The sequence below is a fragment of the Afipia dichlorophenoxyacetatis genome (assembly GCF_055386385.1).
In genome coordinates, this window is sequence record NZ_AP029250.1 from 65,985 (window position 1) to 90,837 (window position 24,853).

Consider the following 24,853-nt stretch of genomic DNA (forward strand, 5'->3'; position numbering starts at 1 on the left):
ACTGCATAGCAGACCTAGTTGCGAAAAACTTGCATGTAAGTGCATCTTTTCTTATAGTTCTGGGAAATAGGGTTTTCCGGCCCCACTTGGGCCCCTCGTAGTGTTGAGTGATCTTGATGAACGATCTTACGACCACGGATAAGGATCATGACGAGGCGCACGGCCACATCCATGCGCCAATGCTGACTGGCTGTCCGTGGCATGACGTCAATGAGATGCTGCAATCGGTCGGCTTGCGCCCCACGCGCCAGCGTATGGCTTTGGGTTGGCTGCTGTTCGGCAAGGGTGGACGCCATTTGACGGCGGAAATGCTCTACGAAGAAGCCACGCACGCCAAGGTGCCGGTATCGCTTGCGACCGTCTACAACACGCTCAATCAGTTGACTGAGGCCGGCCTGCTTCGCCAGGTCAGCGTGGACGGCACCAAGACCTACTTCGATACCAACACCACCGCACACCACCATTTCTACATGGAGGGCAATCACGAGCTGGTCGATATCCCCGACCCCAATCTCGTGTTGCAGAAGATGCCTGACGTGCCGGAAGGCTACGAGATCAGCCGCATCGATATGGTCGTGCGTCTGCGCAAAAAGCGCTGATCGTTATTTCTCATTTTTCTAGATTTTGTCGCGCGGGTGAAAGCCCGCGCGTTTGATTTTGCAGTGAAAACTGCGTGGAACGTCAGTTCACCTTTTCATCGGCGTAAACGCCCCACAGCCGCTGCTGTTCGATCCAGCCGTCGAAGCCATCGCCCGTGACACGGCACCATCCGTCATTGCAGCGTTTAACCTGCGCGACCACGCCGGCCTGCAATCGCGCTGCAACAGCACTTTTCGGATCCGGGCTGTCATAAATAGATACAAGATCGCTCTTGTTTTTCATTGTGACCACCGCGGTCCGCTTTCCCGACAACAGCGAGTGATAAACCCAGCCTTCCGAGCCTTCCGAATCCCGGACGCGGCGCCAATTCTCGAATTCTGCGGTAATTTCCACCGGCAGGCCTGCGCGGGTGTAAATCCAGGTGACGTCCTGATCCTTGGTGGGACCAGCACGGACATTCACATGATCCGATTTCAGGCTGACATAACGCGGCACCGGCAGCCCGCTTGTTGTTGCCGGCATATCCTTGGCCGCGATCCCCGCTGTGCACATTGCAGCCCACAAGATGCTGACAGCCGCCAGCGACGCAAAACTCGACTTCAACCCCATTACGCTATCCCTGTACCGCGCCCCAGCGCCCCTTTCCCGCTGCCTGTCTGAGCTCTGCGACAATCCCGCTGATCACCCGCATGTGGAACTCGCGGGTTCTTGTCTTGGCGCGGCCTTCTGCTAGAGAGGGTCTCAACGCCAACCGCCTGAAATGCAGTACAAAGCTCCCCTGACCGGCATCGAATTTCCACCTTCGTGCAAGCCGGTTAATGTGGACTGAACAGCGCAGACGGAAGCATCTGATTGCGTAGGAATCTCAAGGAATTTGCGAGAGAATGATCTCGGGTAAGAAAAAGCCTCTGGTTGTGGTGACCCGGCGACTGCCGGACAGCACCGAGACTCGCATGCGCGAGCTTTTCGATACCCGCCTCAATCTCGACGATACGCCGATGACGGCTGAGCAGCTCGCCGAGGCCGTCCGGACGGCGGATATTCTGGTTCCGACCGTTTCCGATCAGATTACCGCAGAGATCCTCAACCAGCCGGAAGCGCGCCTCAAGCTGATTGCGAATTTCGGCAACGGTGTCGACAACATCGATGTGGCCGCAGCGCATGCGCGCGGCATCACCGTCACCAACACGCCGAAAGTTCTGACCGAAGATACTGCCGACATGACGATGGCTCTGCTCCTTGCGGTGCCGCGCCGGCTGGTCGAGGGCGCATCGATCCTCACCTCGGGCAACGAGGACTGGCAGGGATGGTCGCCCACATGGATGCTCGGCCACCGCATTGGCGGCAAGCGCCTCGGCATTATCGGCATGGGTCGCATCGGTCAGGCAGTCGCACGCCGCGCGCATGCCTTCGGACTGCAGATCCACTATCACAACCGCAAACCGGTCGCTCCGCAAATCGAAGAAGAGTTGGGCGCAACGTATTGGGACAGCCTCGACCAGATGCTGGCCCGGATGGACTTCATCTCGGTGAACTGTCCGCACACACCGGCTACGTTCCATCTGCTCTCGGCACGGCGACTGAAACTGATCCGCAAGGACGCCTACATCATCAACACCGCACGCGGTGAGGTGATCGATGAGGCAACCCTCACCAAACTGCTCGAAGAGGGTGAGATCGGTGGTGCAGCACTCGATGTGTTCGAACACGAACCCGCCGTGAATCCAAAGCTCGTCAGATTGGCCAAAGCCGGCAAGGTCGTGCTGCTGCCCCACATGGGCTCGGCCACCCTCGAAGGCCGCGTCGAAATGGGCGACAAGGTGATGATCAACATCCGCACCTTCCTCGACGGTCACCGCCCGCCTGACCGCGTGCTACCGGGTATCGGTTGATCGATCGATAGCTTACGTCCGGCGCAGCTTCCATTTGTCCGGCTTTCGCCATTCCGCAATGAAAGCAATGAAGGCGCGCAACGCTGGTGGCGCTGGGATAGTAGACAAACGGTGGCCACGGTCGGTGTTGAACCCGATCGTGATGCAATGCTGCCATCCTGCCTGACATCCTATTGTTGCCGCGTTACCCTACGATAATCCGACTCTACCGAGATGGTCGAAAGGGTACGCCGTGATTGACCAGCAATTTCTCAAAAGCCTTTTTCCAAAAGCCAGCGACATTCCTTCCGAGCATCGCCTTGATGCGCCGCTGCACCAGCGCACTACACTCGTTGCGGGAGAACTCAAACCGTGGAGCGGGAAGACTCAGCCGGTCATCTCGCCGATCCGGGTTCGAGAAGGTGACAACCTGACGTCCATCGAGCTCGGCAGCGTTCCACACGGCGGTATTCCCGAAGCCGAGGAAGCACTGGCGGCCGCGGTTGCGGCCTACGACAGCGGACGCGGTGTGTGGCCGACCATGAGTGTCGCCGAACGCATCGCCTGCATGCAGGATTTCACGAAGCAGATGGTCGCTCGCCGCAGCGAAGTGGTCAAACTGCTGATGTGGGAGATCGGCAAGAGCTTCTCCGATTCGGAAAAGGAATTCGACCGCACCGTCGACTACATCAAGGCGACGATCGATGCGCTGCGTGATCTCGACAACAACTCCTCACGCTTCCTGGTTGTCGAAGGAACCATCGGTCAGATTCGGCGCACCCCATTGGGCGTCGTCTTGTGCATGGGCCCTTACAACTATCCGCTCAATGAGACCTTCGCGACCCTGATCCCAGCGCTCATCATGGGCAACACGCTGCTGTTCAAGCCGCCGAAATTCGGCATCCTCTTGTTCGAGCCATTGCTTGAAGCCTTCCGCAGCGCGTTCCCGAAAGGCGTCATCAATACGGTCTACGGCAGCGGCGCCGAGGTGGTCCCCTATCTACTGGGATCGGGCAAGGTGAATACCTTGACCCTAATCGGCTCCAGCAAGGTGGCCGATCATTTGAAGAAGCTTCATCCGAAAGCCAACCGCCTGCGCGCCATTCTCGGTCTCGATGCAAAGAATGCGGCCATCGTTCTGGCTGATGCGGATATCGAGCTAGCGGTGAAAGAATGCCTGCTGGGCGCATTGTCGTTCAATGGTCAGCGCTGCACTGCCCTGAAGATGCTGATTGTGCATCAATCGATCGCGGACCAATTTCTCAAACGTTTCTCCGAAGAATTGGCGAAGCTCAAAGTCGGCATGCCGTGGGAAAAAGGCGTGAATATCACGCCGCTGCCCGAGCCCGACAAAACGGCCTACATGACCCAATGCGTCGACGATGCCGTTGCCAAGGGCGCCCGCATCATCAATCCCGACGGCGGCATGCACTACGACACCTTGTTTTATCCTGCCGTCGTCTACCCCGTTCGCGAGGGCATGAAGCTCTATCGCGAGGAACAGTTCGGGCCGGTGATTCCCGTGATGCCGTTTGAAAATATCGAAACCGCGCTCGATTACGTCATCACATCCGACCACGGCCAGCAGGTCAGCATCTTCTCATCCAGCCCTGAGATGATCGGTGCGCTGGTGGATCCCCTCGTCAATCAGGTGTGCCGCGTCAACATCAATTGCCAATGTCAGCGCGGGCCGGATGTCTTTCCGTTCACCGGCCGCAAGGATTCTGCCGAAGGAACGCTGTCCGTCACCGACGCGCTGCGTTCATTCTCGATTCGTTCGATGATCGCGGCCAAGCAGACAGACGCCAGCAAAAAGCTGCTGGACAGCATCGTGCAGAATCACGACTCCAAATTCATCAACACGGGATTCATCTTCTGAAATCCCGGTGATGGATTACTTCGTGCGGAGTTTTTTCTGCCCTTACGAAGGCGGGCACAATTACTTGTGCCCGCTGAGATCCCTGATAGTGGGATTGTCGCCATTCAATGGATTTGATGGATCGCGGGCGTAACGCAGCGTTTCGAACCGCATGGCGCGGGCATCGATCATCAGCAGGCGGCCGGCGAGGCTTTCGCCGAACCCGACGATCTCGCGAATCGCTTCCAGCGCCATCATCGAGCCCAGCACGCCCGCGAGCGCACCGAGCACTCCGGCTTCCTCGCATGTCGGCGTGGTGCCCGGCGGCGGCGCTTCCGGGAACAAGCATCTGTAGGTCGGATAGAGTTTTCCATCGTCCGCCGCACCACTGCGGATTGTCGTCAGCGATGCGTCGAATACACCCAGAGCGCCTGCGACCAGAGTCTTCTTCGTCAGGAAGCAGGCGTCAGATACCAGATAGCGCGTGGTGAAGTTGTCCGACCCATCGAGAACAACGTCATAATTGCTGATGATCTCGAGTGCGTTTAACGCGTTGAGACGCGTGGCGTGGGTGCGGAGCGTGACATGCGGATTCAGCGCCAAAATCTTGTCAGCTGCGCTGTCCACCTTTGGGCGTCCGATGTCCGGCGTCGCATGAATGATCTGCCGCTGCAAATTCGACAGCGACACTGTGTCATCATCGACGACCCCGACAGTCCCGACCCCGGCCGCTGCGAGATACATCAGCGACGGCGCGCCGAGACCACCCGCACCGATCACCAGCACGCGCGCGGCCTTCAGCGCCGCCTGACCGGGACCGCCGACCTCGCGCATAACGATATGGCGCGCGTAGCGCTCCAGTTCCTCGGATGTCAGCATGCGAATATCACCCGTCTGTCGTTTCCGCGTGGCCTTGCACCCCGCGTATTCGTTGATTCTAGTCGCCCCAATCGAACCATCTCGCGATTGTCGCGGACAAACCCTCTGTGCTTATACTGTCGTTATTCTTCGCTATGAGATTAATCATGAAATTGCCGTTCTCCACAGCATTGATGATGACCGCCATACTCGGTCCTGCGGCCGCGCAAAGTCCGTCAAAACCGTCGGATATCAAGCCCAAGCCGGTCGCAACCGTGCCGATCCGCCCTGACGGGACGACACCGGCGCCAGATGCCGCCACCAAGGCGAAGGAGCAGGGCGAGCGGCTATCGATCCAGTCCGATCTGGCATGGATTAACCTCTATAACGGTGCGATCAATGGCGAGGCGAGCGACCGTCTGGTCACCGCGATCAAGACATTCCAGAAACATCACAAGGCCAAGGACACCGGGACGCTAACGCCGCAGGAGCGCAGCACCCTGACATCCGAGGCCAAGAAGCTGCGGGACAATGTCGGCTGGACAGTCATCACGGATTCGCTGACCGGCTCGCGGCTCGGACTGCCCATGAAGTTGCTGCCGCAAGTGGTCAGCGACGTCAACGGCACCAAGTGGTCGTCCACCACCGGCGCCATTCAGGTCGAGTTGGCGCGGCGCAAGGAAGCTGGCGCCACCACCGCAACCGTGGCCGACAAGGAAAAGAAAGTCACGGACCGCAAAGTCACCTACAACGTGGTCAAACCAGATTTCTTCGTGCTCGCAGGCACCCAAGGACAGAAGAAGTTCTACATTCGCGGCCAGACCAAGAACGACGAAGTCCGTATCCTGACCGTTCAGTACGATCAGGCCACCGAAGGCACCATGACGCCAGTTACCGTGGCGATGTCGAGTGCATTCAATCCGTTCCCGATTCTGGTCGCACAAGCACCGCCGCCGCGCAAAAAGGTCGAATATTCAACCGGCATCATTGTCAGCGCAGACGGCGCTATCCTGGTGGACCGTCAGGCCACGGAAGCCTGCGATACCATCATCGTACCCACGTATGGGAATGCAGCGCGCATCGCCGATGACAAGGACAGCGAACTCGCGCTGATTCATATCTACGGCGTCAGCGATTTGAAACCTCTAGGGCTGGCGAACGGTGGTGCAGCCAAGCCGAATGTCAGCATCGTTGGGATCGCCGACCCGCAAAACCAGGCCGGACGTTCGGCCGCCGCAAGTCATGCCGCGACGATCACGCCAGTGGGGACGGATATCACCCTGTCGCCCGAGCCGGGCCTTGGATTCTCCGGCGCGGCTGCCATCGACAGTGACGGGAAGTTTGCCGGTATCACGCGGCTGAAGCCCGCGGTGGTTGCCGGACCCAACAGCGGACCATTGCCGGCGCAGGCACTGCTGGTGTCGGCCGATACTGTTCAGAAATTTCTGAAGGCCAACGATGTCCCTGTGCCATCAGGTCAGACCGATGCAAAGGCGTCGCTGTTGCGGGTGATCTGTATCAGGAAGTGACGATCGGAAAATCCATTCCCGATTTTCACTTCCGATACTTCACTTTTGTCGTGTTACTTCTGGCACTTCACTTTTGACACTTGGGGCACCAGAACGTCGAGCGACCGTTCTGCGTGAAGCGCTTGACGATACCGCTGCACTTTGACGTTTTGCACGGCTCGCCCTCGCGGTCGTACACCTGAAACGAATGCTGGAAATAGCCGAGTTCACCGTCAGTCTGGCGGTGATCGCGCAGTGACGAACCACCCGCCTTGATCGCAGCGTTCAGCACTGAATGGATGGCGGACACTAAACGCTTTGCATGATCCGTTGGCTCTCCGTTTTTTGTCGCCAGGGTCGACGCCTGCCGCTTCGGCGACAGATGCGCGCGGAACAGTGCTTCGCAGACATAGATATTGCCGAGACCTGCTACCACGCGCTGGTCGAGCAACGCCGCCTTCAGCGAGGTTTTCTTGCCCGCGCACGCGCGGGCCAGCATTGCGGCATCAAACTCATTTCCCAGCGGCTCCGGTCCAAGGCCGCGCAACAGCGGCTCTGTGTCTACCTCAATGCGCGGAATGACCTTCATATAACCGAAGCGGCGCGGGTCGTTGAAAGACACGGTTGCCCCCGACGCCATGTGAAACACCACATGATCGTGGGTGCGATCTTCGCTGCGCGGATAATGAAATTCACCCGGCGCGGTCTCGCCGGTAGCGAGCGCCACACGAAACGATCCCGACATGCCAAGGTGCATCAGCAGAACGTCGCCGGTCTCAAGGTCGGCCATGAGATATTTCGCGCGCCGGCCAAGGCTCGTGACGAGCATGCCATCAAGTCGTGACGTGAAGTCCTTTTGAAACGGAAAGCGCAGATCGCCACGCCGTGTCTCGACGCGGGCAATGCGCACGCCTTCCATCACCGGCTGCAACCCGCGGCGCACGGTTTCAACCTCGGGTAACTCAGGCATCGACTATCCTTGATGTCACGATCCGCCCTTAGCTCTTAGCTCTTGGACGTTTCGCTGAAAATGATGTGATTGGAAAACGGATCGTACACGGTCATGGTCGTGGCGCCCCAAGGCTGCTCTTCGAGACCCGGCCGCATGTAGTTGTAGCCCTTGGCCGCCAGCTCGGCGTGATATTCGGCCAAACCCGTCGTCTCGATGTTAACATGAATACCCGGCGAACCGGCACCGTGATGCTCGCTCAGGAAAAGCCGGGCGCCGCTACGCGACACCTGCATGAACAGCGGCAGCTCGGGCTCGAACCGGTGCTCGAAATCGACCGTGAAGCCGAGGTAATCCAGATAAAACTCGCGTGCCTTGCGGACATCGAATATCCGGAAGGTCGGGATGACACGGCTGAACTCGATGGGCATCGGCGATTCCTTCAGGCAACCGGCTGACGATTTGTCGCGTTAACCTTGACGCCATCCGGGGCCCGGATCGCGTGCAGCGGCAAGGTATGTAGCGCGTCACGGCGCGACAGGCTATGGTCCCGCCGCAAAAGCGCTTTTGGAATCGACACAGCATGGAACGGCCTGACGGAACGACGCATTTTGGCTTCCGGGACGTGAATCTCGGCGAGAAGCAGACGCTGGTGAACGACGTGTTTCACAGCGTGGCCAGACGCTACGATTTGATGAACGACCTGATGTCGGGCGGAATGCATCGGCTCTGGAAAGAAGCGATGATCACCGCGCTCAATCCCCCGCGGGATGATGCGCCCTTTGCGCTGCTCGACGTGGCCGGCGGGACCGGAGATATCTCCTTCCGTGCCGCCAAGGCATCCGGCTACGGCTTCCATGCCACGGTCTGCGACATCAACGCCGAGATGCTGGCGGTCGGACGTGAACGTGCGCAGGCACAGCATCTCGACGACCGCGTGTCGTTCGTCGAGGGCAACGCTGAGACGCTTGCGTTTTCCGACAAGAGTTTCGACGCCTACACCATTGCATTCGGCATTCGCAATGTGCCGCGCATCCCGCTAGCGCTTAAAGAAGCCTATCGCGTGCTGAAGCCCGGATCGCGCTTCCTGTGCCTGGAATTCTCGTCCGTTGATGTGCCCGGCCTCGACAAGATTTATGACCTGTTCTCCTTCAACGTTATTCCGCAGATGGGCCGCGCGGTGACGGGCGACGCCGAATCCTATCGCTATCTCGTCGAATCGATCCGGCAATTTCCGAGGCCCAACGCATTTGCGGACATGATCCGCGAGGCCGGATTCTCTCGCGTCAAATACGACATCATGTCCGGCGGCATCGTCGCGCTGCATTCAGGCTGGCGTTTGTGATCTCCGCGCTCATTCACACTGCGCGGCTGACACGCGCTCTCTACGTGTTCGCACGCGAGGGCGTGTTCGGTTTTGCCGATCCTTCAACGCTGCCACCGCAGGCACAATTCGCCGTTCGCATCGCGCGGCTGATCGAACGGCGTGGCGCCGCCACCAGCGGCCGCCTCTCGCGCGCACTGACACGCCTTGGCCCGACTTACGTGAAACTCGGCCAGTTCCTCGCCACCCGCCCCGACGTGGTCGGGGTCGCGATGGCGCAGGACCTCGAAAATCTTCAGGATCGCCTGCCGCCGTTCCCTCAGGCGCAGGCGGAAGCTGTGGTGACGGCAGCGTTCGACAAGCCTGTATCGCAGGTGTTTGCGAGTTTTGGTCCGTCAGTTGCCGCGGCATCGATTGCACAGGTGCATCGCGCCGAGATCGAGAAAGACGGCGTTCGCAAGACGGTTGCCGTGAAGGTGCTGCGGCCCAACGTCAACAGCCGCTTCCAGCACGACCTCAGCTCGCTGCTATTTGCGGCCCGCCACGCGGAAGCACTGTTTTCGGAAGCCAGACGATTGCGCTTTGTCGAAATCGTCGAAACGCTGTCGCGCTCGGTGGCGATGGAGATGGATCTGCGGCTCGAAGCTGCCGCGCTCTCCGAGATGGCGGAAAATACCCACGACGACCGTGAATTTCGCGTGCCGACGGTGGACTGGGATCGCACCACGCATCACGTGCTGACGTTGGAGTGGATCGACGGCATCGCGCTGAACGACCGCAAGAAGCTCGAAGCCACCCATGTCGACCTGCCCGATCTCGGCCGCAAGGTGATCCAGAATTTCCTGCGCCATGCGCTGCGGGACGGCTTCTTTCACGCCGACATGCACCCCGGCAATTTGTTTGTCGACGATTCCGGACGGCTTGTGGCGGTCGATTTCGGTATCATGGGGAGGCTCGGTCTCAAGGAGCGACAATTCCTCGCCGAGATTTTGCTGGGCTTCATCACGCGGAATTATCGCCGGGTCGCCGAAGTGCACTTTGAAGCGGGCTATGTGCCTGCGCATCATTCGGTCGAAAATTTCGCACAGGCTATTCGTGCGATCGGCGAACCAATTCATAACCGGGCGGCTGATGAAATCTCGATGGCGAAATTGCTGTCGCTGCTGCTCGAGGTGACCGGGCTGTTCGATATGCGCACCCGGCCCGAACTGATCTTGCTGCAAAAAACCATGGTGGTGGTCGAAGGCGTCGCGCGCGGCTTCGATCCTAAGCTCGATATCTGGACCACCGCCGACCCTGTGGTGCGTGAATGGATCGAACGCAATCTCGGTCCGCTCGGTAAGATCGAGGGCGCGGTGCACGGCGCCGGCGCGCTGGGCCGGGTGCTCTCAGGCCTGCCATCCATTGCAGCTCGCTCCGTGGCGGTGCTGGAGCAGTTCGAGACCATGACCCGCGACGGCTTGGTCTTGTCACCCCAGACGGTGGCCGCGATCGGCGCCGCTGAGGCCAAGCGCAATCGCTTGCAGACTGCGGCTCTCTGGGTCATCGCCCTGACATTCATTGGAATTCTCTGGAGCATTCGGAATTGATATCATTGCAGTCATGATTTGATTGCAATGATATCATAAGGTATTATCGGTCAACGGAATGCACCGGAGAATACCGATGGCCAGCCTGACCGTCCGGAAGCTTGATGAGGCCCTCAAAGCCAGCTTGCGGCTGCGCGCGGCCCAAAACGGCCGTTCGGTCGAGGATGAGGTCCGGATGATCCTGCGCGAGGCGGCGGAAGCTCCTGCGCCCTTAGCCGCACCCACTGTCCCGTTCGCAAGCGCATCCCCTTCACCCGTTAGCCACCGCAACGGAACAAAGCCGACGCTTCCGCGCGTGACGCTGATCATCGGTGGCGGCATCGCCGCCTACAAAACACTCGACCTGATCCGACGTCTGAAAGAGCGCGGTATGCACGTCCGCTGCGTGATGACCCGTGCAGCCCAGCAATTCGTGACGCCACTGACTGCCAGCGCGCTAGCTGACGAGCGCTGCTACACGGACCTGTTCGACGCTCAGAGCGAATTTGACGCCGGTCACATTCGTCTCGCCCGCGATACTGATTTGATCGTTGTCGCGCCTGCCACCGCGGACCTGATGGCCAAAATGGCGCAGGGCCACGCCGACGACCTCGCCACCGCCATTCTGCTGGCCACCAATCGCCCGATCCTGGTCGCCCCAGCGATGAATCCATTGATGTGGGCGAATGCGGCGACGAAGCGCAACGTGGCCCAACTCGCCCGCGACGGTGTGAAGTTCATCGGTCCGAATTCGGGAGAAATGGCGGAAGCCAACGAGGCCGGCGTCGGCCGCATGTCCGAGCCGACTGAAATCGCCGTCGCCGCAAACGAGATGTTGCGCCCGCCACGCCCGCAACCACTCGCGGGCATCAAAGTTCTGGTGACCGCAGGGCCGACCCACGAACCGATCGATCCCGTGCGTTACATCGCCAATCGATCTTCGGGGAAACAAGGCTATGCCATCGCAGCCGCTGCTGCCGATGCCGGCGCGGAGGTCACGCTTATCTCTGGCCCGGTCGATCTCGATGATCCCTCTGGCGTGCGGGTCATGCGTGTGGAATCCGCACGCGACATGCTGACGCAAGTTGAAAAGGCGTTGCCGGCTGACGTCGCGATTTTTGCCGCTGCTGTCGCCGACTGGCGAGTCGCGAATGCCGGCGAACAGAAAATCAAGAAGACCTCAGCGGGCATGCCGCCGCTGCAGTTGGTCGAGAATCCCGACATCCTCGCCACGATCGCTCAACTCAAGCAAAATCGCCCAACACTCGTTGTCGGTTTTGCCGCAGAGACCGAGCACTTGATCGATAACGCGACAGCAAAGCTCAAGCGCAAAGGTAGCGACTGGATCGTCGCCAATGACGTATCACCCGCCACCGGCGTGATGGGCGGTGACCGCAATACCGTGCATATCGTCACCCATGACAAAATCGATTCGTGGCCGGTGATGACGAAGGATGAGGTCGCCATCGCATTGGTCGCGAAGATTGCTCAGACCGTAGGACAACAGCCCGTATGACGAACGCCATCACCATCGATGTTCAACGACTGCCTCACAGCGAAGGTCTTGAATTGCCGGCCTATCAAACTGCGCATGCTGCCGGACTGGACCTGCTCGCTGCAGTCGCTGAAGACAAGCCGGTGACTCTGACGCCCGGGCAGCGCGCTCTGATTCCGACCGGGCTGATGATCGCGGTCCCTCCCGGATTTGAGGCACAGGTGCGGCCACGCTCGGGCCTCGCTCTCAAGCATGGCGTGACGGTGCTCAACGCACCTGGCACTGTGGATGCGGACTACCGCGGCGAAGTTGGTGTGCTTTTGATCAATCATGGCGACGCCACGTTTACGATCCGGCGCGGTGAGCGAGTAGCTCAGATGGTCATCGCACCCGTCACACAGGCAAATCTGGTAGGTGTCGAGTCGTTGCCGTCCACTGCTCGTGGTAGCGGCGGCTTTGGCTCGACCGGGCGATAATCTCATCACGTCATCGCCGCGAATCAGCGCAACGATCGTCCGCGAAAGTCATTATTTCGCAGCCAGATTCACGTTCACGGTCTGGACTCTTACCCGACGAGTCCTGTCGGGGGTATTGTCGTTCGATTCGTGACCGGCGGTTGGGATTGATCATGTCAGGCGTGATCGGGAGGATGCGGCGGAGCTTGCTGTCGTGCACCTCGATTGTGCGCGGGGGCCTCGTTGCCTTGAGCGCTTCGATATTGCCCGGCGTTACGCCGGCGCTCGCGGCTGAGCATGATTTCCTCAACACCACGCTTTCCATTTTCGCAGATCTTAACCGGCAAGAGCTTGCTGCACTGATCACAGCAACGGCCGTGCTGGGATTCTCCGTCGTCGCGGCCATCCTATTGATGCGGACGCGCGTCGGTGCCGCCCGCACCGAGGCCAAACTCCGGTCCGACAATCAAGCCCTGCAACTGGAGGCGGATCGGTTCCGCGCCCTCCTGTTCGCCGAACCTCAGATCCTGATCTCGTGGGCAGCAGGTGATGATCGTCCCGATATCAGCGGCGATATTGCACTTGTGCTGCCGCAAGGCGTCGAGCAGCCGCAACGCATTCTCGCGTTCGGAAGCTGGCTGCTGCCTGAACAGGCGCTTGAAATGGATCATGCTGTCGATGCGCTGCGTGAGACAGGCGAAGGCTTTCAACTCAATCTCACCACCGCAACGGGTCGCACAATCGAGGCGATGGGCCGCGCCATCGGCGGGCAGGCGATTGTCCGGATTCGCGAACTATCGGGAGTCCGAATGGAACTCGCCGATCTCGGCATCCGGTACAATCACCTGACGGAAGAAACGGGTGCGCTTCGCGCCTTTGCTGGAGCAGCGCCATTCCCCCTGTGGGCAAGGCGCAGCAATGGGACGCTCAGCTACGCCAACGCGGCCTACGCACAGGCTGCAGACGCAGCCTCCGCCGCCGACGCGATCGATCGCAATCTCGAACTGCTCGACCGCGAAGATCGCGAGATCATGGCGCAGACGCTGGCGGAGAAAGACGGATTTGCCGCGCGCGTTCCGATCGTCACAGGCGGCCAGCGGCGTATCTTCGACATTCAGGCGCTGAATATCCCGGGCGGACAAGCTGGAATTGCCATTGATGCCACCGAAGCTACCCAGCTTCGCGCCGCATTGAACCAGATGGCGGACGCACATCGCCGCATGCTCGATCAATTGTCATCGGGCGTGGCAGTCTTCGATGCGCAACGGCGGCTGACGTTCTACAACGACTCGTATCGCAGGCTTTGGGATCTCGATCGCGCGTTCCTCGATAACAATCCTGACGACTCGAGCGTGCTCGACAAGCTGCGCGTCACGCGCAAGATTCCCGAGCAGCCCGATTTCCGCGCCTGGAAGAACAAGTTGTTCGAGGCCTACCGCGCCATCGAGCCGGCAAAGGATACGTGGTATCTCCCTGACGGCCGCGCACTGAGCGTCGTTACCACACCCAATCCCGAAGGCGGCGTCACCTATCTGTTTGACGATGTCACTGAAAGCCTCAAGCTGGCACGGCAGAACGATGGCTTGATGCGCGTCCAGCGCGAGACGCTGGACAATCTTGCCGAGGCCGTAGCGGTGTTCGGCAGCAACGGCCGCGCGCAGCTCTTCAACCCGCCATTTGCACGGATGTGGAGACTATCTCCCGACGCACTCGCCCAGCAGCCGCATATCGAGACCATCGAACAATGGTGCCGCCCGCTGTTCGATGACGATGCCACCTGGCAGACGCTACGCGCCGCGATCACCGGTATCGATGACCGTGGCTCGGTGCCGCTCAAGATCGAGCGCAAGGACGGCAGCGTGCTGGATTGCATGACGATGCCGCTGCCTGATGGCGCGACCATGCTCACATTCCAGGACGTCACGGACACGGTCAACGTCGAACGAGCCCTGCGTGAACGCAACGAGGCGCTGGAAACAGCCGACCAGATGAAGATCGATTTCGTTCATCACGTGTCGTACGAACTGCGTTCCCCGCTCACCACGATCATCGGCTTTGCACACTTCCTGAGCGACCCGACCACTGGCCCGCTGACGTACAAGCAAAGCGAATATCTCAGCTACATCACTTCTTCGACCAACGCGCTGCTCGCCATCATCAACAACATCCTTGATCTTGCGACCATCGATGCTGGCGCGATGACGCTCAACCTCGGACCGGTCGATGTAAAGAAGACCGTGACCGAGGCCACCGCCGGCATTCAGGATCGCCTGGCCAACGAACACATCCGCCTTGATGTCGATATCGATCCGGCGATTCACGATTTCATCGCGGATGAACGACGCATCGTTCAGGTGCTCTATAATCTGCTCGCCAACGCCGTCGGCTTCTCGCCCGCACAGAGCACCATCAGATTGCGCGCCCACCTCACCGGCGGCAGTGTGGTGTTCTCGGTGTCAGATTCCGGTCCCGGCATTCCAGAAGGTGTCAAGGACAAGGTGTTCGACTGGTTCGAAAGTCATGCCAACGGCTCACGTCATCGCGGCGCCGGTCTGGGCCTGTCGCTTGTCCGCTCCTTTGTCGAATTGCATGGCGGCAGGGTCCACGTCGATTCCATCGTCGGAAAAGGCACGACTGTGACTTGCGAATTCCCGATCGACCAAACCGCCCACCGCAACGCCGCTGAATGAACGAAGATCCGACATTCTCCGTTGCGCTGGCGAATGAAACCGCGACCGCGCATCTGATGGAGGATCTGGCGCTGCTGCTCAGCGCTGGCGATACAGTGACCCTGTCGGGCGATCTCGGGGCAGGCAAGACAGCCGCTGCCCGCGCACTGATCCGCTATGTGGCCGGCGATGAAGACCTTGAGGTGCCGAGTCCCACATTCACGTTGGCACAGGCTTACGATCTTCCAGCCTTTCAAATCCTGCACGCAGACCTTTATCGTGTCACTGATCCGAGCGAGCTTGAAGAAATCGGACTTTCGCCCCTGCCGGACGGCGTTGTGGCCCTGATCGAATGGCCGGAACGCGCGCCGGATCTACTGCCAATCAACAGGATCGACATTACTTTTAGTCACCGGCCCTTGGTCGGCAGTCATGCGCGAGCCGCAGAGTTTCGTGGCTATGGCGATGGCGTCACAAAAGTGCGGCGCCTCGCAGCATTGCACAATTTGCTGAACCTTTCGGGGAACGAGGACGCGAGACGGCAACGCATGCCGGGCGACGCCTCGACGCGATCCTACGCGCGGCTGCTCAAAGGCAACCACTCAACTATTCTGATGAATTCGCCGCGACGCCCAGACGGCGCGCCAATTTATAACGGCAAATCCTACAGCGCAGCGGTTCATCTTGCCGAAGACGTCAAACCGTTCGTCGCTATCGCCAACGGATTGCGCGAGCGCGGCTATTCCACGCCTGCGATCCTGCACGCGGACATCGATGAAGGGTTTTTGATCACCGAAGATTTCGGCCGCGCCAGCTTTGTCGCGGGCGATCCCCCCACACCGATCGCCGAACGCTATCAGGCCGCCGTCGATATGTTGGCAGCGCTGCACCGCAATCCGCTGCCGGAGACGCTGTCGCTTGCGCCACATCTCGATTACCGCGTGCCCCCTTTCGACGACAACGCGATGCTGATCGAAGTCGGTTTGATGCTGGAATGGTATCTTCCAGATAAAGGCGTGACGGTGACGGACGAGATGCGGATCGAATTCGTTCAACTGTGGGATGAGCTTTTCGAGAAGCTCGCCACCACGGGCAAGACATGGATGCTGCGCGACTTCCATTCGCCCAATCTGATCTGGCTCGGGCAGCGCAGAGACATCAGCCGTGTCGGCATTCTCGATTTTCAGGATGCGGTCCTCGGCCCACCCGCCTACGATCTGGTCTCGCTGCTTCAGGACGCGCGGATTGACGTCCCCGAGGACATCGAAATTCCGATGCTGGCGCATTATGCGCGGAAGCGGCGCACCGCTGACCTGCACTTCAATCCGGCCGCTTTTGCGGAAGAATACGCGATCATGTCGGCCCAGCGGAACACGCGGCTGCTCGGCACCTTCGCGCGCCTGAACCGGCGCGACAACAAACCGCAGTACCTGAAGCACCAGCCGAGAGTTTGGACCTACCTCAATCGGGCGCTCGCCCATCCGAGTCTGGCGGCGTACCGCGACTGGTGCACGGCCCATGTCCCGCCGCCGGGCGTCTGATTGAAATCGCTACAGTTTAAAGCTCAAGGTTTACCGGTTGTTAGCCACCTCGTCGCTACTTTAGAGGTGATCATCTGCGTCTGTGCGCAATCCTGATGCAGCACGGCGCGATCGGCCTGAGACTGAACGGAGTAGCGACCCATGGCTGAACGGCAACGAGGCGACCGCGTAGTGTTCGAACGTGGTTTCGCGGCGTCCTTGATGGGCATTGACGGCACATGGCGCCGCAACTGCCTGGTAGAGGACGTTTCCGAAACCGGTGCCAAGCTCACGGTCGACGGCTCGGTTGAAGGTCTGAATCTCAAGGAATTTTTCCTGCTTCTGTCATCGACCGGACTGGCCTATCGCCGCTGCGAGCTGTCCTGGGTGAATGGTGGACAACTCGGCGTCAGCTTCCTCAAGCCATCCGACAAGAAGAAAGCTAAACAGCGCCCGAACTCACAACAGATCGTGGAAGTCTGACACGGTTAGACTTAGGCGTCTGGCGCGAGTCGCAACGCTGTCACATTGTGCGATTACTGCCTGAGTGTACCGATGTGCCCCCGTAATGCGGATGGTATCGTCGACTTTTACCCGGTTCCCGAAGTACCTTTCTGGCTGCTGCGGAAGCCGCCTCTGAGACGCACCCGACGATGCCCACCAAGCCAACCACCGCCATGATCCTCGCCGCCGGGCTCGGCCTGCGGATGCGGCCCTTGACCGAAAAGATGCCAAAACCGTTGGTATCCGTCGGTGGAAAGCCCTTGCTCGATCATGTGCTCGACCGCCTCGCCGATGCGGGAGTGAGCAAGGCTGTGGTCAACGTGCATTATCTGCCCGACCAAATTGTGCAGCATGTCGCTCAGCGCACCCGGCCGCAGGTGATCATCTCCGACGAGCGTGATGTTGTGCTCGGCACCGGGGGTGGTGTGGTGAAGGCGCTGCCGCTGCTGGGCAGCGAGCCATTCTATCATTTGAATTCCGATACCATGTGGATTGATGGCGTGCAGCCGAATCTGCTGCGTCTCGCCGAGGCTTTTGATCCTGCAAAGATGGATATCCTGCTGCTGATGGCGCCAACCGCTCTCAGCACCGGCTACACGGGATCAGGCGATTACGCCATGCAGACCGACGGAACCTTGCGTAAGCGCAAGGAGCATCATGTTGTGCCGTTCGTCTATGCCGGCGTCGCCATCATGTCGCCCGCAATTTTCTCCAACGCACCAAAGGGTGAGTTCTCGCTGACCAAGATTTTCGATGAGGTCAATGAGCGGGAACGGCTGTACGGACTTCGCATAGACGGCCTCTGGATGCATGTCGGCACGCCGGACGCCGTAGAAGCCGCTGAAGAAGCCCTTCTCACCAGCGTCGCATAACAGACCCTCACGACTCCCTCTGCCGTTAACGGCATGCCATGATGCGCCCTATCACGAATCGGGACGTTTATGCGCGTTTTCAATGTGCCGTCATCGGCACCGTTTCTTCGCACAATTATCGCAGCTCTTGTCGACGGCCAGCTGGTTGACGGCTTCGATGCGCGCGCGCATCCCGACCGGCTCGCGGACGTTACGCTGTATCTGCCGACTCGGCGTGCCGGCCGCATGGCCCGCGAAATTTTCCTCGATGTGCTGAATACCGACGCCGTTCTGCTGCCACGCATCGTCGCGCTTGGCGCGGTGGATGAGGACGAACTCGCCTTCGCGGCCGATGAGATGGGCGGATCGGCAACGCTGGATATTCCGCCCGCGCTCGACGGACTCGAGCGGCGTCTGGTGCTGGCCAATCTCGTGACCGCCTGGGCGACCCGGTTGTCGCCGCACGATCCAGCCTCCTCGCCGCTTGTCGCCGGTGGCCCTGCTTCCATGCTGGCGCTCGCAACCGATCTGGCGCGGTTGATGGACGACATGGCCACGCGCGATGTTCCATGGACAGCGCTTGATGGGCTCGTGCCGGACGAGCTTGACCGTTACTGGCAGCTGACGCTGCAGTTCCTGAACATCGCCAAGGACACTTGGCCCGTCATCCTCGGCGCGCACGGCAAAATCGAACCGGCCATACGGCGCGACCGGCTGATTGCGGCAGAAGCCGCCAGGCTAGCCGCGTATCCGAAAGGCCCTGTGATCGCAGCCGGCTCCACGGGCTCCATGCCCGCCACGGCGAAATTCCTTCATTCGATTGCGAAGTTGCCGCAAGGCGCTGTCGTTCTGCCCGGTCTCGATACCAGCCTTGACGACGCCGCTTGGGCATCCATCGGAGGCACTGAAGCGGCTGACGGGACATTCTCCACATTGGCCTGGAGCCACCCGCAATTCGCGCTGCATAATTTGATCACGCGCGTGTTCGGCATCACACGCGACGACGTCGTGACCTTGGGTTCGCCTGCACCGTATGGTCGCGAGACCCTGACATCGGAAGCCATGCGGCCGGCTGCATCGAGTGCGCTCTGGCACACGCGCCTCGAAGACGAAACCATCGCACAGGAGATCGCCAACGGGTCCAAAGACCTTGTCGTGATCGAAGCAGCTAATCCTGAGATGGAAGCGCTCGCAATCGCAGTCGCCATGCGCGAGGCGCGCCACCAGAATATTACCGCAGCGCTCGTGACGCCGGATCGCACGCTTGCACGGCGCGTGATGGCCGCGCTGGGACGCTGGAATCTCGAATTCGACGATTCGGGCGGTGATTCGCTCATGGACACGCCCGCGGGAATTTTCGCGCGGCTCGCCGCAGAGACGGTCGCTGACGGATTAGCGCCCGCGACGTTGCTCGCACTCTTGAAGCATCCCCTGTTTCGCCTTGGATCTTCACAAGGTGCCTGGGCGGCCGCAGTTGCCGATATTGAGTTAGCGCTGTTGCGCGGAACACGGCCTGCGCCGGGCAGTGCGGGGCTGGCACGAGATTTCGCGCGTTTCCGCGATGAACTCGCTAAATTGCGCCGCAAGGAAACCTCGACGCTTCATGCTTCCGAGCCGCGTGTGCAGCTCACTGATGTCCGCCTTACCGCCGTGCAGACACTCATTGAGCGTTTAGCAAACGCTTTCAAGCCGCTCGAAGAGATCAAGACCGGCAAGCCGTGCGATTTCTCCGACCTCGCGGCACGCCACCGTCAGATGCTGATGGCGCTGTCGCGCGACGATAAAGACAACATATGGGCGTTCGAAGAAGCCGACGGCGACGGACTGTCGCGCGCGTTCGATGAGTTGCTCGGCGTCGCGGATGAAAGCGAAGCTTTACCGGCGAGCGGTCTCATGGTTCAGCTCCGCGATTACCCAGAGGTGCTTCAGACTGCTTTCGGCGAGCAGATTGTACGCTGGCCGCAATCGCCCGCGACGCAGTTGCGAATTTACGGTTTGCTCGAAGCACGTCTCACCGAATGTGACCGCATCATCCTCGGTGGACTGGTGGAAGGCGTGTGGCCGCCGCAGCCGCGCGTCGATCCATGGCTCAGCCGCCCGATGCGGCATCAGCTTGGCTTGAATTTGCCGGAACGCCGCATTGGTCTGACCGCGCACGACTTCTCGCAGCTGTTGGGAGCGAAGGAAGTGATTCTGTCCCATGCGGCGAAAGTTGGCGGCGCACCGGCGGTGGCCTCGCGTTTCCTGCACCGGCTCGAAGCGGTCATGGGCAAGGAGCGCTGGAGCGCTGCGAATGAAACCGGCGCGAAATATGCGCGATACGCGGACGAGCTCGACCGACCACATCAGGTCCAGCCCGTCGCCCAGCCGGAGCCGAAGCCTCCGATTGCGCTGCGCCCAACCAAGATGTCCGTCACCGAAATCGAAGACTGGCTGCGTGACCCTTACACGATCTACGCAAAGCGTATTTTGAAACTCACCCCGCTCGATCCGGTGGACATGCCGCTTACAGCGGCAGATCGTGGCTCGGCCATCCACGAGGCCCTGGGCGAATTCACCAAGCAGTTTGCGAACGCTTTGCCTGACGACACCGCCGCCACGTTGCGCAAGATTGGCTCAACATACTTTGAGCCTTTGATGGAGCGCCCTGAAGCGCGCGCGCTGTGGTGGCCGCGCTTCCTGCGTATCGCGTCGTGGTTCGCCGGTTGGGAAGTTGATCGCCGACTGAATGTCACCGGCCTTGAGGCCGAAATTCGCGGCGAGATTCCCATTCGCCTCAGTGGTGACCGAACATTCATGTTGTCCGCGCGGGCAGACCGCATCGAGCGCCGGACGGATCGCACTTACGCGGTGCTCGACTACAAAACCGGCCAGCCTCCGACCGGCAAGCAGGTGCGCATGGGCCTGTCACCGCAGTTGACCCTCGAAGCAGCTATTCTGCGCAACGGTGGCTTTGAGACGATTCCCGCGGACTCGTCCGTGAGCGAGCTCGTCTATGTCAGGCTCAGCGGTAACAATCCGCCGGGAGAATCAAAGATCCTCGAACTCAGGATCAACAAGAGCGACGAAGCACAATTGCCCGATGACGCCGCAGATGAAGCCCTGCGCAAGCTTACAACGCTGATCCGAAAGTTTGAAAACGTAGAGCAGCCCTATCGCTCGCTCAGCCTGTCGATGTGGTCAAACCGCTACGGGGTGTACGACGATCTTGCACGCATCAAGGAATGGTCCGCCAGCGGTCTCGGTGGAGGCGACGAATGAGCGGTCCTCGCCTCAACATTCCCAACGCCGTTCGCGATGCCCAGACCCGCGCCTCGAACCCCGAAGCATCCGCCTTTGTCGCGGCTAACGCTGGCTCGGGCAAAACCCACGTTCTGGTGAACCGAGTCATCCGTCTGCTGCTCAACGATGTGCCGCCGGAGAAAATTCTCTGTATCACCTTCACCAAGGCGGCGGCGGCCAACATGGCGCAGCGGGTGTTCACGACGCTGGGGCACTGGGTGACGCTGTCGGATGACGAGCTGGATGCCGCCATCGTGTCGACCGGCGCGCCGAAGCCGGGCGTGGCCATGCGCCTACGCGCGCGCCGATTGTTTGCCTCCGCGCTGGAAACGCCAGGCGGGCTGAAGGTGCAGACGATCCACGCTCTATGCACGCGGTTGCTGCAGCAGTTTCCGTTCGAGGCCAACGTGCCCGCGCGTTTCTCGGTGCTGGACGATCGCGATCAGAACGACATGATGGAGCGGGCAAACCTCGGGGTGTTGCTGGATGCATCGGCCAATCCGGACAGCGCGGCCGGTCGCGCGCTCCAGATCGCCATGTCAACAGCTGCTGACGTGACGTTCAAGGACGTCGTACGTGAGGCGTGTCTCAGTCGCGATCATTTCATGGCGTGGTCCGACAGCGCAGGCACCGTCGAGACCGCAATAGGCCAAGTCGCGATTGCCCTTGGTGTCGATGTCAACGAGCGCATCGAGGATGTCGAGCGCGATATCGTGGATGGACCCAATCTTCCTCGCAGCGAATGGCAGGCTGTGGCCGCCGCGTTCGATGGCGGAAGCTCAACCGACGTTAGCCAGGCGATTCGCTTCCGGACGGCCAGGGAGCTGACCGGAAGCGCGCAGGTCGATGCCTATCTCGATGTTTTTCTCACCGATTCGAAAGGTGTCACCGGCCCGCGCAAGACGCTGATGACCAAGCCACTCGGCAAATTGCATTCATCATTGGCTGCGCGGCTAGACGCTGAGCAAACGCGCATTCTACAACTGGATGCGAAGCGGCGCGCCGTGATGCAGCGTGACCGCACATACGCTTTGCTCGTGATCGCCAGTGCCGTCGCAACGAACTATCGCCGCGAGAAGCAGGAGCGCGGCCTGCTCGACTATCACGACCTGATCGACAAAACCTACGACCTGCTCAACAGCGTGTCGGCCGGCTGGGTGCATTTCAAGCTTGATCGCGGCATCGACCACGTCCTGATCGACGAGGCTCAGGACACCAGTCCGCGGCAATGGGACATCATCGATCGGCTGACGTCGGAATTTACGTCCGGCGCGGGTGCCCGCGACGGAATTACGCGCACGATATTTGCCGTTGGTGACGAAAAGCAGTCGATCTTTTCTTTCCAGGGTGCAGCGCCGCGCGAATTTGATTCACGGCGCCGCGATATCGAGCGACGTTTCAAAGCCGCAGGCCTCGCCTTTGAGCCGGTGTCGTTCAAACATTCGTTTCGTTCGGGCTGGACCATTCTGAAATCCGTCGATTCCGTGTTCCGCGAACCCGGCATCTACAAAAGCATCCATGCCGTGGAGAACGCCTACCCGGTGCACGATGCACTTGGCGACGCCGCACCCGCGCTGGTCGATCTCTGGAAACTTGAAGAGCCGGACACGCGGGAGGCCATTGAGGGCTGGGACGCGCCCTTCGATGCAGTTTCCGAAACCAGCCCGGAAGTGAGACTGGCCCAGCGGGTTCAAGGTGAAATCAGATCCCTGATCGACGCGGGCACCATGACGGGCTCGGCGAACCGACGCCGGCGGCTGCGCTATGGCGATGTGCTCATCCTGGTGCGGCGGCGTGGAAAAGCATTCGACTCCATCATCCAAGCGTTGAAGCACGCAGGCATTCCTGTTGCGGGTGCCGACCGGCTGAAACTGACCGAGCATATCGCGGTTATCGACCTGATGAATCTGGCCGACGCGTTGTTACTGCCAAGCGACGATCTGGCGCTCGCGGTGGCACTGAAGAGCCCACTGTTCGGCCTCAACGACGACGACTTGCTCAAGATTGCGCCGAACCGCAAAGGCTCGCTGCGTGATGCACTCGCCGAACACGCGAAAGAAAACGACAGGCTCCGGCTCGCCCTGAACCGCCTCGAAGATTGCGAAAAGCGGTTCACGCAGCAGACGCCGTTCTCGTTCTACGCGTGGCTGCTCGGCGGCGACAAAGGGCGCGCGCGGATACTGGGACGGTTGGGGCTGGAGGCCAACGACGCTCTGGACGAGTTTCTCGAACTCGCGCTCACCTACGAGCAGAAGGCCCCGGCCTCGCTGCAGGGCTTCATGGCGTGGCTGCGGGCCGCCGACACAGAAGTCAAACGCGACATGGAAATCGCGCGTGACGAGGTTCGCGTCATGACAGTTCATGGCTCGAAGGGGTTAGAGGCCTCTGTCGTGTTTCTCGTCGACACGACGACGTCGCCTTCGGACACCCAGCGGATGAATCTGATCCGCATGCCGCAAGGCAACGCGGCGCCTGACGCTCCCGGCGTTGTCCTCTGGGCGGGACGGAAGGCCGACGATCCTCCGGCGGTGGCGACAGCCCGTGCGGCGATGAAAGACGACACCGAGGACGAATATCGACGCCTGCTTTACGTCGCCATGACCCGCGCCGCCGACCGCTTGATCGTCGGCGGCGTGCTGCCCGGCAACCGCAATGCCGTCCGCGAGCTCTCCTGGTACGACCTAATCACAAAAGGACTATCCGCCTCCGACCTGCAGCATCAGGAAATCCAGACAGCCTCGGGTCCGGTGCAACGCTACTCGCGCCTTGAGGATATCGAGCCGCCAGCGGGCGTCATGTCCGTCCAGGACAATCCGCCGCCTGAACCCTTGCCGACGTGGCTGGACCAACACGCGCCACCGGAAGCCCCTGCGGACCTGTTGCTGCGTCCGTCCGATTCCGCGGACAGTGATGCCCACGCAGTCGTCACCGAGGAAACACGGCGGGCTCGCGAACGCGCCTTGAAGCGCGGAACTTTCACGCACCGCCTGCTCCAATCGCTCCCGGATGTCCCTTCCGAGCGGCGCGCAGAGGCCGCGAGGGCATTTCTGGAGCGGAATGCAAGAGACTGGTTTGACGCGCCGGAACGGGACGCCCTCCTCCAGCAGGTGATCACGCTGATCGAAAACCCGGTCTTCGCGGCTCTGTTTGCGCCTGGCAGCCGAGCGGAGGTCTCCATTGCCGGGCGCATCGAACGCCGCGGCAGGCCGCCAGCGCTGGTCTCCGGCCAAGTCGACCGGCTGGTGGTGACGGAGAGCGAGGTGTTGATCGTCGATTACAAGACCAACCACAACCCGCCGCTCGCGGTCGCCGACGCGCCCCAAGCCTATGTCCGGCAGCTGGCGCTCTACCGGCGCGTGCTGAGAAATCTTTATCCAGCCCGATCCGTCCGCTGTGCATTGCTGTGGACCGAGACAGCGCAGATGATGGAAATTCCACCGGCCGCGTTGGACGCAGAGCTGCAATTGCTGATTTCTTAGGGCACGATTCAGCCTAACCCGGCTGCCGGACTCAGCTTAACTCGCTGAATTGACCCATGTTC

The 24,853-nt window shown here is 60.5% G+C and carries 18 protein-coding genes; 14 read left to right on the top strand and 4 right to left on the bottom strand.

What is annotated here, in order from left to right:
• Positions 1-116: 116 nt before the first annotated feature.
• The gene (irrA, locus tag ACZ5C3_RS00295) at positions 117-599 is read left to right on the top strand and encodes an iron response transcriptional regulator IrrA (protein ID WP_464034400.1); all 483 of its coding nucleotides are present in this window, start codon (positions 117-119) and stop codon (positions 597-599) included.
• Between the two features lie 82 nt (positions 600-681).
• On the opposite strand, the gene ACZ5C3_RS00300 is transcribed toward irrA, so the two are convergent.
• Positions 682-1,209, bottom strand: coding sequence for an SH3 domain-containing protein (locus ACZ5C3_RS00300; RefSeq protein ID WP_464044414.1), 528 nt, complete (start codon positions 1,207-1,209; stop codon positions 682-684).
• A gap of 278 nt (positions 1,210-1,487) precedes the next feature.
• Between ACZ5C3_RS00300 and ACZ5C3_RS00305 the strand changes: the two genes are divergently transcribed.
• The gene (locus tag ACZ5C3_RS00305; protein ID WP_464038456.1) at positions 1,488-2,492 is read left to right on the top strand and encodes a 2-hydroxyacid dehydrogenase; all 1,005 of its coding nucleotides are present in this window, start codon (positions 1,488-1,490) and stop codon (positions 2,490-2,492) included.
• A 232-nt stretch (positions 2,493-2,724) separates the two neighbouring features.
• Positions 2,725-4,350: an NADP-dependent glyceraldehyde-3-phosphate dehydrogenase gene (locus ACZ5C3_RS00310; protein WP_464034402.1), complete on the top strand. Its 1,626-nt coding sequence runs from the start codon at positions 2,725-2,727 to the stop codon at positions 4,348-4,350.
• 60 nt (positions 4,351-4,410) lie between these two features.
• Here ACZ5C3_RS00310 and ACZ5C3_RS00315 read toward each other — a convergent pair whose 3' ends face one another.
• Positions 4,411-5,208 (bottom strand): HesA/MoeB/ThiF family protein, encoded by a 798-nt coding sequence (locus ACZ5C3_RS00315; protein ID WP_464034404.1) that lies wholly within the window; start codon positions 5,206-5,208, stop codon positions 4,411-4,413.
• Between the two features lie 146 nt (positions 5,209-5,354).
• Here ACZ5C3_RS00315 and ACZ5C3_RS00320 point away from each other — a divergent pair, with 146 nt between their 5' ends.
• Positions 5,355-6,716: a peptidoglycan-binding protein gene (locus ACZ5C3_RS00320; protein ID WP_464044415.1), complete on the top strand. Its 1,362-nt coding sequence runs from the start codon at positions 5,355-5,357 to the stop codon at positions 6,714-6,716.
• Between the two features lie 67 nt (positions 6,717-6,783).
• Here the strand turns inward: ACZ5C3_RS00320 and mutM are convergent, their stop codons facing one another.
• Together mutM and ACZ5C3_RS00330 are read right to left on the bottom strand one after the other, a co-directional pair.
• Positions 6,784-7,665: a bifunctional DNA-formamidopyrimidine glycosylase/DNA-(apurinic or apyrimidinic site) lyase gene (mutM, locus tag ACZ5C3_RS00325; RefSeq protein WP_464034405.1), complete on the bottom strand. Its 882-nt coding sequence runs from the start codon at positions 7,663-7,665 to the stop codon at positions 6,784-6,786.
• 35 nt (positions 7,666-7,700) lie between these two features.
• Positions 7,701-8,075: a glyoxalase superfamily protein gene (locus tag ACZ5C3_RS00330; protein WP_464034407.1), complete on the bottom strand. Its 375-nt coding sequence runs from the start codon at positions 8,073-8,075 to the stop codon at positions 7,701-7,703.
• Positions 8,076-8,227: 152 nt separating this feature from the next.
• On the opposite strand from ACZ5C3_RS00330, the gene ubiE reads away from it, so the two are divergent.
• The 10 genes from ubiE (at position 8,228) to addA (ending at position 24,791) form a co-directional block, all read left to right on the top strand.
• The gene (ubiE, locus tag ACZ5C3_RS00335) at positions 8,228-8,989 is read left to right on the top strand and encodes a bifunctional demethylmenaquinone methyltransferase/2-methoxy-6-polyprenyl-1,4-benzoquinol methylase UbiE (RefSeq protein WP_464044416.1); all 762 of its coding nucleotides are present in this window, start codon (positions 8,228-8,230) and stop codon (positions 8,987-8,989) included.
• Positions 8,986-10,557, top strand: coding sequence for a 2-polyprenylphenol 6-hydroxylase (gene ubiB / locus ACZ5C3_RS00340; protein WP_464034408.1), 1,572 nt, complete (start codon positions 8,986-8,988; stop codon positions 10,555-10,557). Before ubiE ends, ubiB begins: the two co-directional genes overlap by 4 nt.
• A gap of 76 nt (positions 10,558-10,633) precedes the next feature.
• Positions 10,634-12,052, top strand: coding sequence for a bifunctional phosphopantothenoylcysteine decarboxylase/phosphopantothenate--cysteine ligase CoaBC (gene coaBC, locus ACZ5C3_RS00345; protein WP_464034410.1), 1,419 nt, complete (start codon positions 10,634-10,636; stop codon positions 12,050-12,052).
• Positions 12,049-12,507: a dUTP diphosphatase gene (dut, locus tag ACZ5C3_RS00350; protein ID WP_464034411.1), complete on the top strand. Its 459-nt coding sequence runs from the start codon at positions 12,049-12,051 to the stop codon at positions 12,505-12,507. Before coaBC ends, dut begins: the two co-directional genes overlap by 4 nt.
• Positions 12,508-12,659: 152 nt before the next feature.
• A complete protein-coding gene (locus tag ACZ5C3_RS00355) occupies positions 12,660-15,176 on the top strand; it encodes a PAS domain-containing sensor histidine kinase (protein WP_464034413.1) in 2,517 nt (838 codons plus the stop codon).
• Complete coding sequence (tsaE, locus tag ACZ5C3_RS00360) at positions 15,173-16,696, top strand: tRNA (adenosine(37)-N6)-threonylcarbamoyltransferase complex ATPase subunit type 1 TsaE (protein ID WP_464034415.1); 1,524 nt, start codon at positions 15,173-15,175, stop codon at positions 16,694-16,696. Before ACZ5C3_RS00355 ends, tsaE begins: the two co-directional genes overlap by 4 nt.
• 141 nt (positions 16,697-16,837) lie before the next feature.
• Positions 16,838-17,158, top strand: a complete 321-nt coding sequence (locus ACZ5C3_RS00365; RefSeq protein ID WP_464034417.1) for a PilZ domain-containing protein — start codon at positions 16,838-16,840, stop codon at positions 17,156-17,158.
• A gap of 170 nt (positions 17,159-17,328) precedes the next feature.
• Positions 17,329-18,051, top strand: coding sequence for a nucleotidyltransferase family protein (locus ACZ5C3_RS00370; RefSeq protein ID WP_464034419.1), 723 nt, complete (start codon positions 17,329-17,331; stop codon positions 18,049-18,051).
• 69 nt (positions 18,052-18,120) lie between these two features.
• A complete protein-coding gene (addB, locus tag ACZ5C3_RS00375) occupies positions 18,121-21,291 on the top strand; it encodes a double-strand break repair protein AddB (protein ID WP_464034421.1) in 3,171 nt (1,056 codons plus the stop codon).
• The gene (addA, locus tag ACZ5C3_RS00380) at positions 21,288-24,791 is read left to right on the top strand and encodes a double-strand break repair helicase AddA (protein ID WP_464044417.1); all 3,504 of its coding nucleotides are present in this window, start codon (positions 21,288-21,290) and stop codon (positions 24,789-24,791) included. The genes addB and addA overlap by 4 nt, the downstream gene beginning before the upstream one ends.
• Positions 24,792-24,853 lie beyond the last annotated feature (62 nt).

Bases quoted from the DNA above. Each gene is read 5' to 3' on its own strand.
- irrA (WP_464034400.1), top strand. From the start codon at position 117: ATGAACGATCTTACGACCACGGATAAGGATCATGACGAGGCGCACGGC.
- ACZ5C3_RS00300 (WP_464044414.1), bottom strand. From the start codon at position 1,209: ATGGGGTTGAAGTCGAGTTTTGCGTCGCTGGCGGCTGTCAGCATCTTG.
- ACZ5C3_RS00315 (WP_464034404.1), bottom strand. From the start codon at position 5,208: ATGCTGACATCCGAGGAACTGGAGCGCTACGCGCGCCATATCGTTATG.
- ACZ5C3_RS00320 (WP_464044415.1), top strand. From the start codon at position 5,355: ATGAAATTGCCGTTCTCCACAGCATTGATGATGACCGCCATACTCGGT.
- mutM (WP_464034405.1), bottom strand. From the start codon at position 7,665: ATGCCTGAGTTACCCGAGGTTGAAACCGTGCGCCGCGGGTTGCAGCCG.
- ACZ5C3_RS00330 (WP_464034407.1), bottom strand. From the start codon at position 8,075: ATGCCCATCGAGTTCAGCCGTGTCATCCCGACCTTCCGGATATTCGAT.
- ubiE (WP_464044416.1), top strand. From the start codon at position 8,228: ATGGAACGGCCTGACGGAACGACGCATTTTGGCTTCCGGGACGTGAAT.
- coaBC (WP_464034410.1), top strand. From the start codon at position 10,634: ATGGCCAGCCTGACCGTCCGGAAGCTTGATGAGGCCCTCAAAGCCAGC.
- dut (WP_464034411.1), top strand. From the start codon at position 12,049: ATGACGAACGCCATCACCATCGATGTTCAACGACTGCCTCACAGCGAA.
- ACZ5C3_RS00355 (WP_464034413.1), top strand. From the start codon at position 12,660: ATGTCAGGCGTGATCGGGAGGATGCGGCGGAGCTTGCTGTCGTGCACC.
- tsaE (WP_464034415.1), top strand. From the start codon at position 15,173: ATGAACGAAGATCCGACATTCTCCGTTGCGCTGGCGAATGAAACCGCG.
- ACZ5C3_RS00365 (WP_464034417.1), top strand. From the start codon at position 16,838: ATGGCTGAACGGCAACGAGGCGACCGCGTAGTGTTCGAACGTGGTTTC.
- ACZ5C3_RS00370 (WP_464034419.1), top strand. From the start codon at position 17,329: ATGCCCACCAAGCCAACCACCGCCATGATCCTCGCCGCCGGGCTCGGC.
- addB (WP_464034421.1), top strand. From the start codon at position 18,121: ATGCGCGTTTTCAATGTGCCGTCATCGGCACCGTTTCTTCGCACAATT.
- addA (WP_464044417.1), top strand. From the start codon at position 21,288: ATGAGCGGTCCTCGCCTCAACATTCCCAACGCCGTTCGCGATGCCCAG.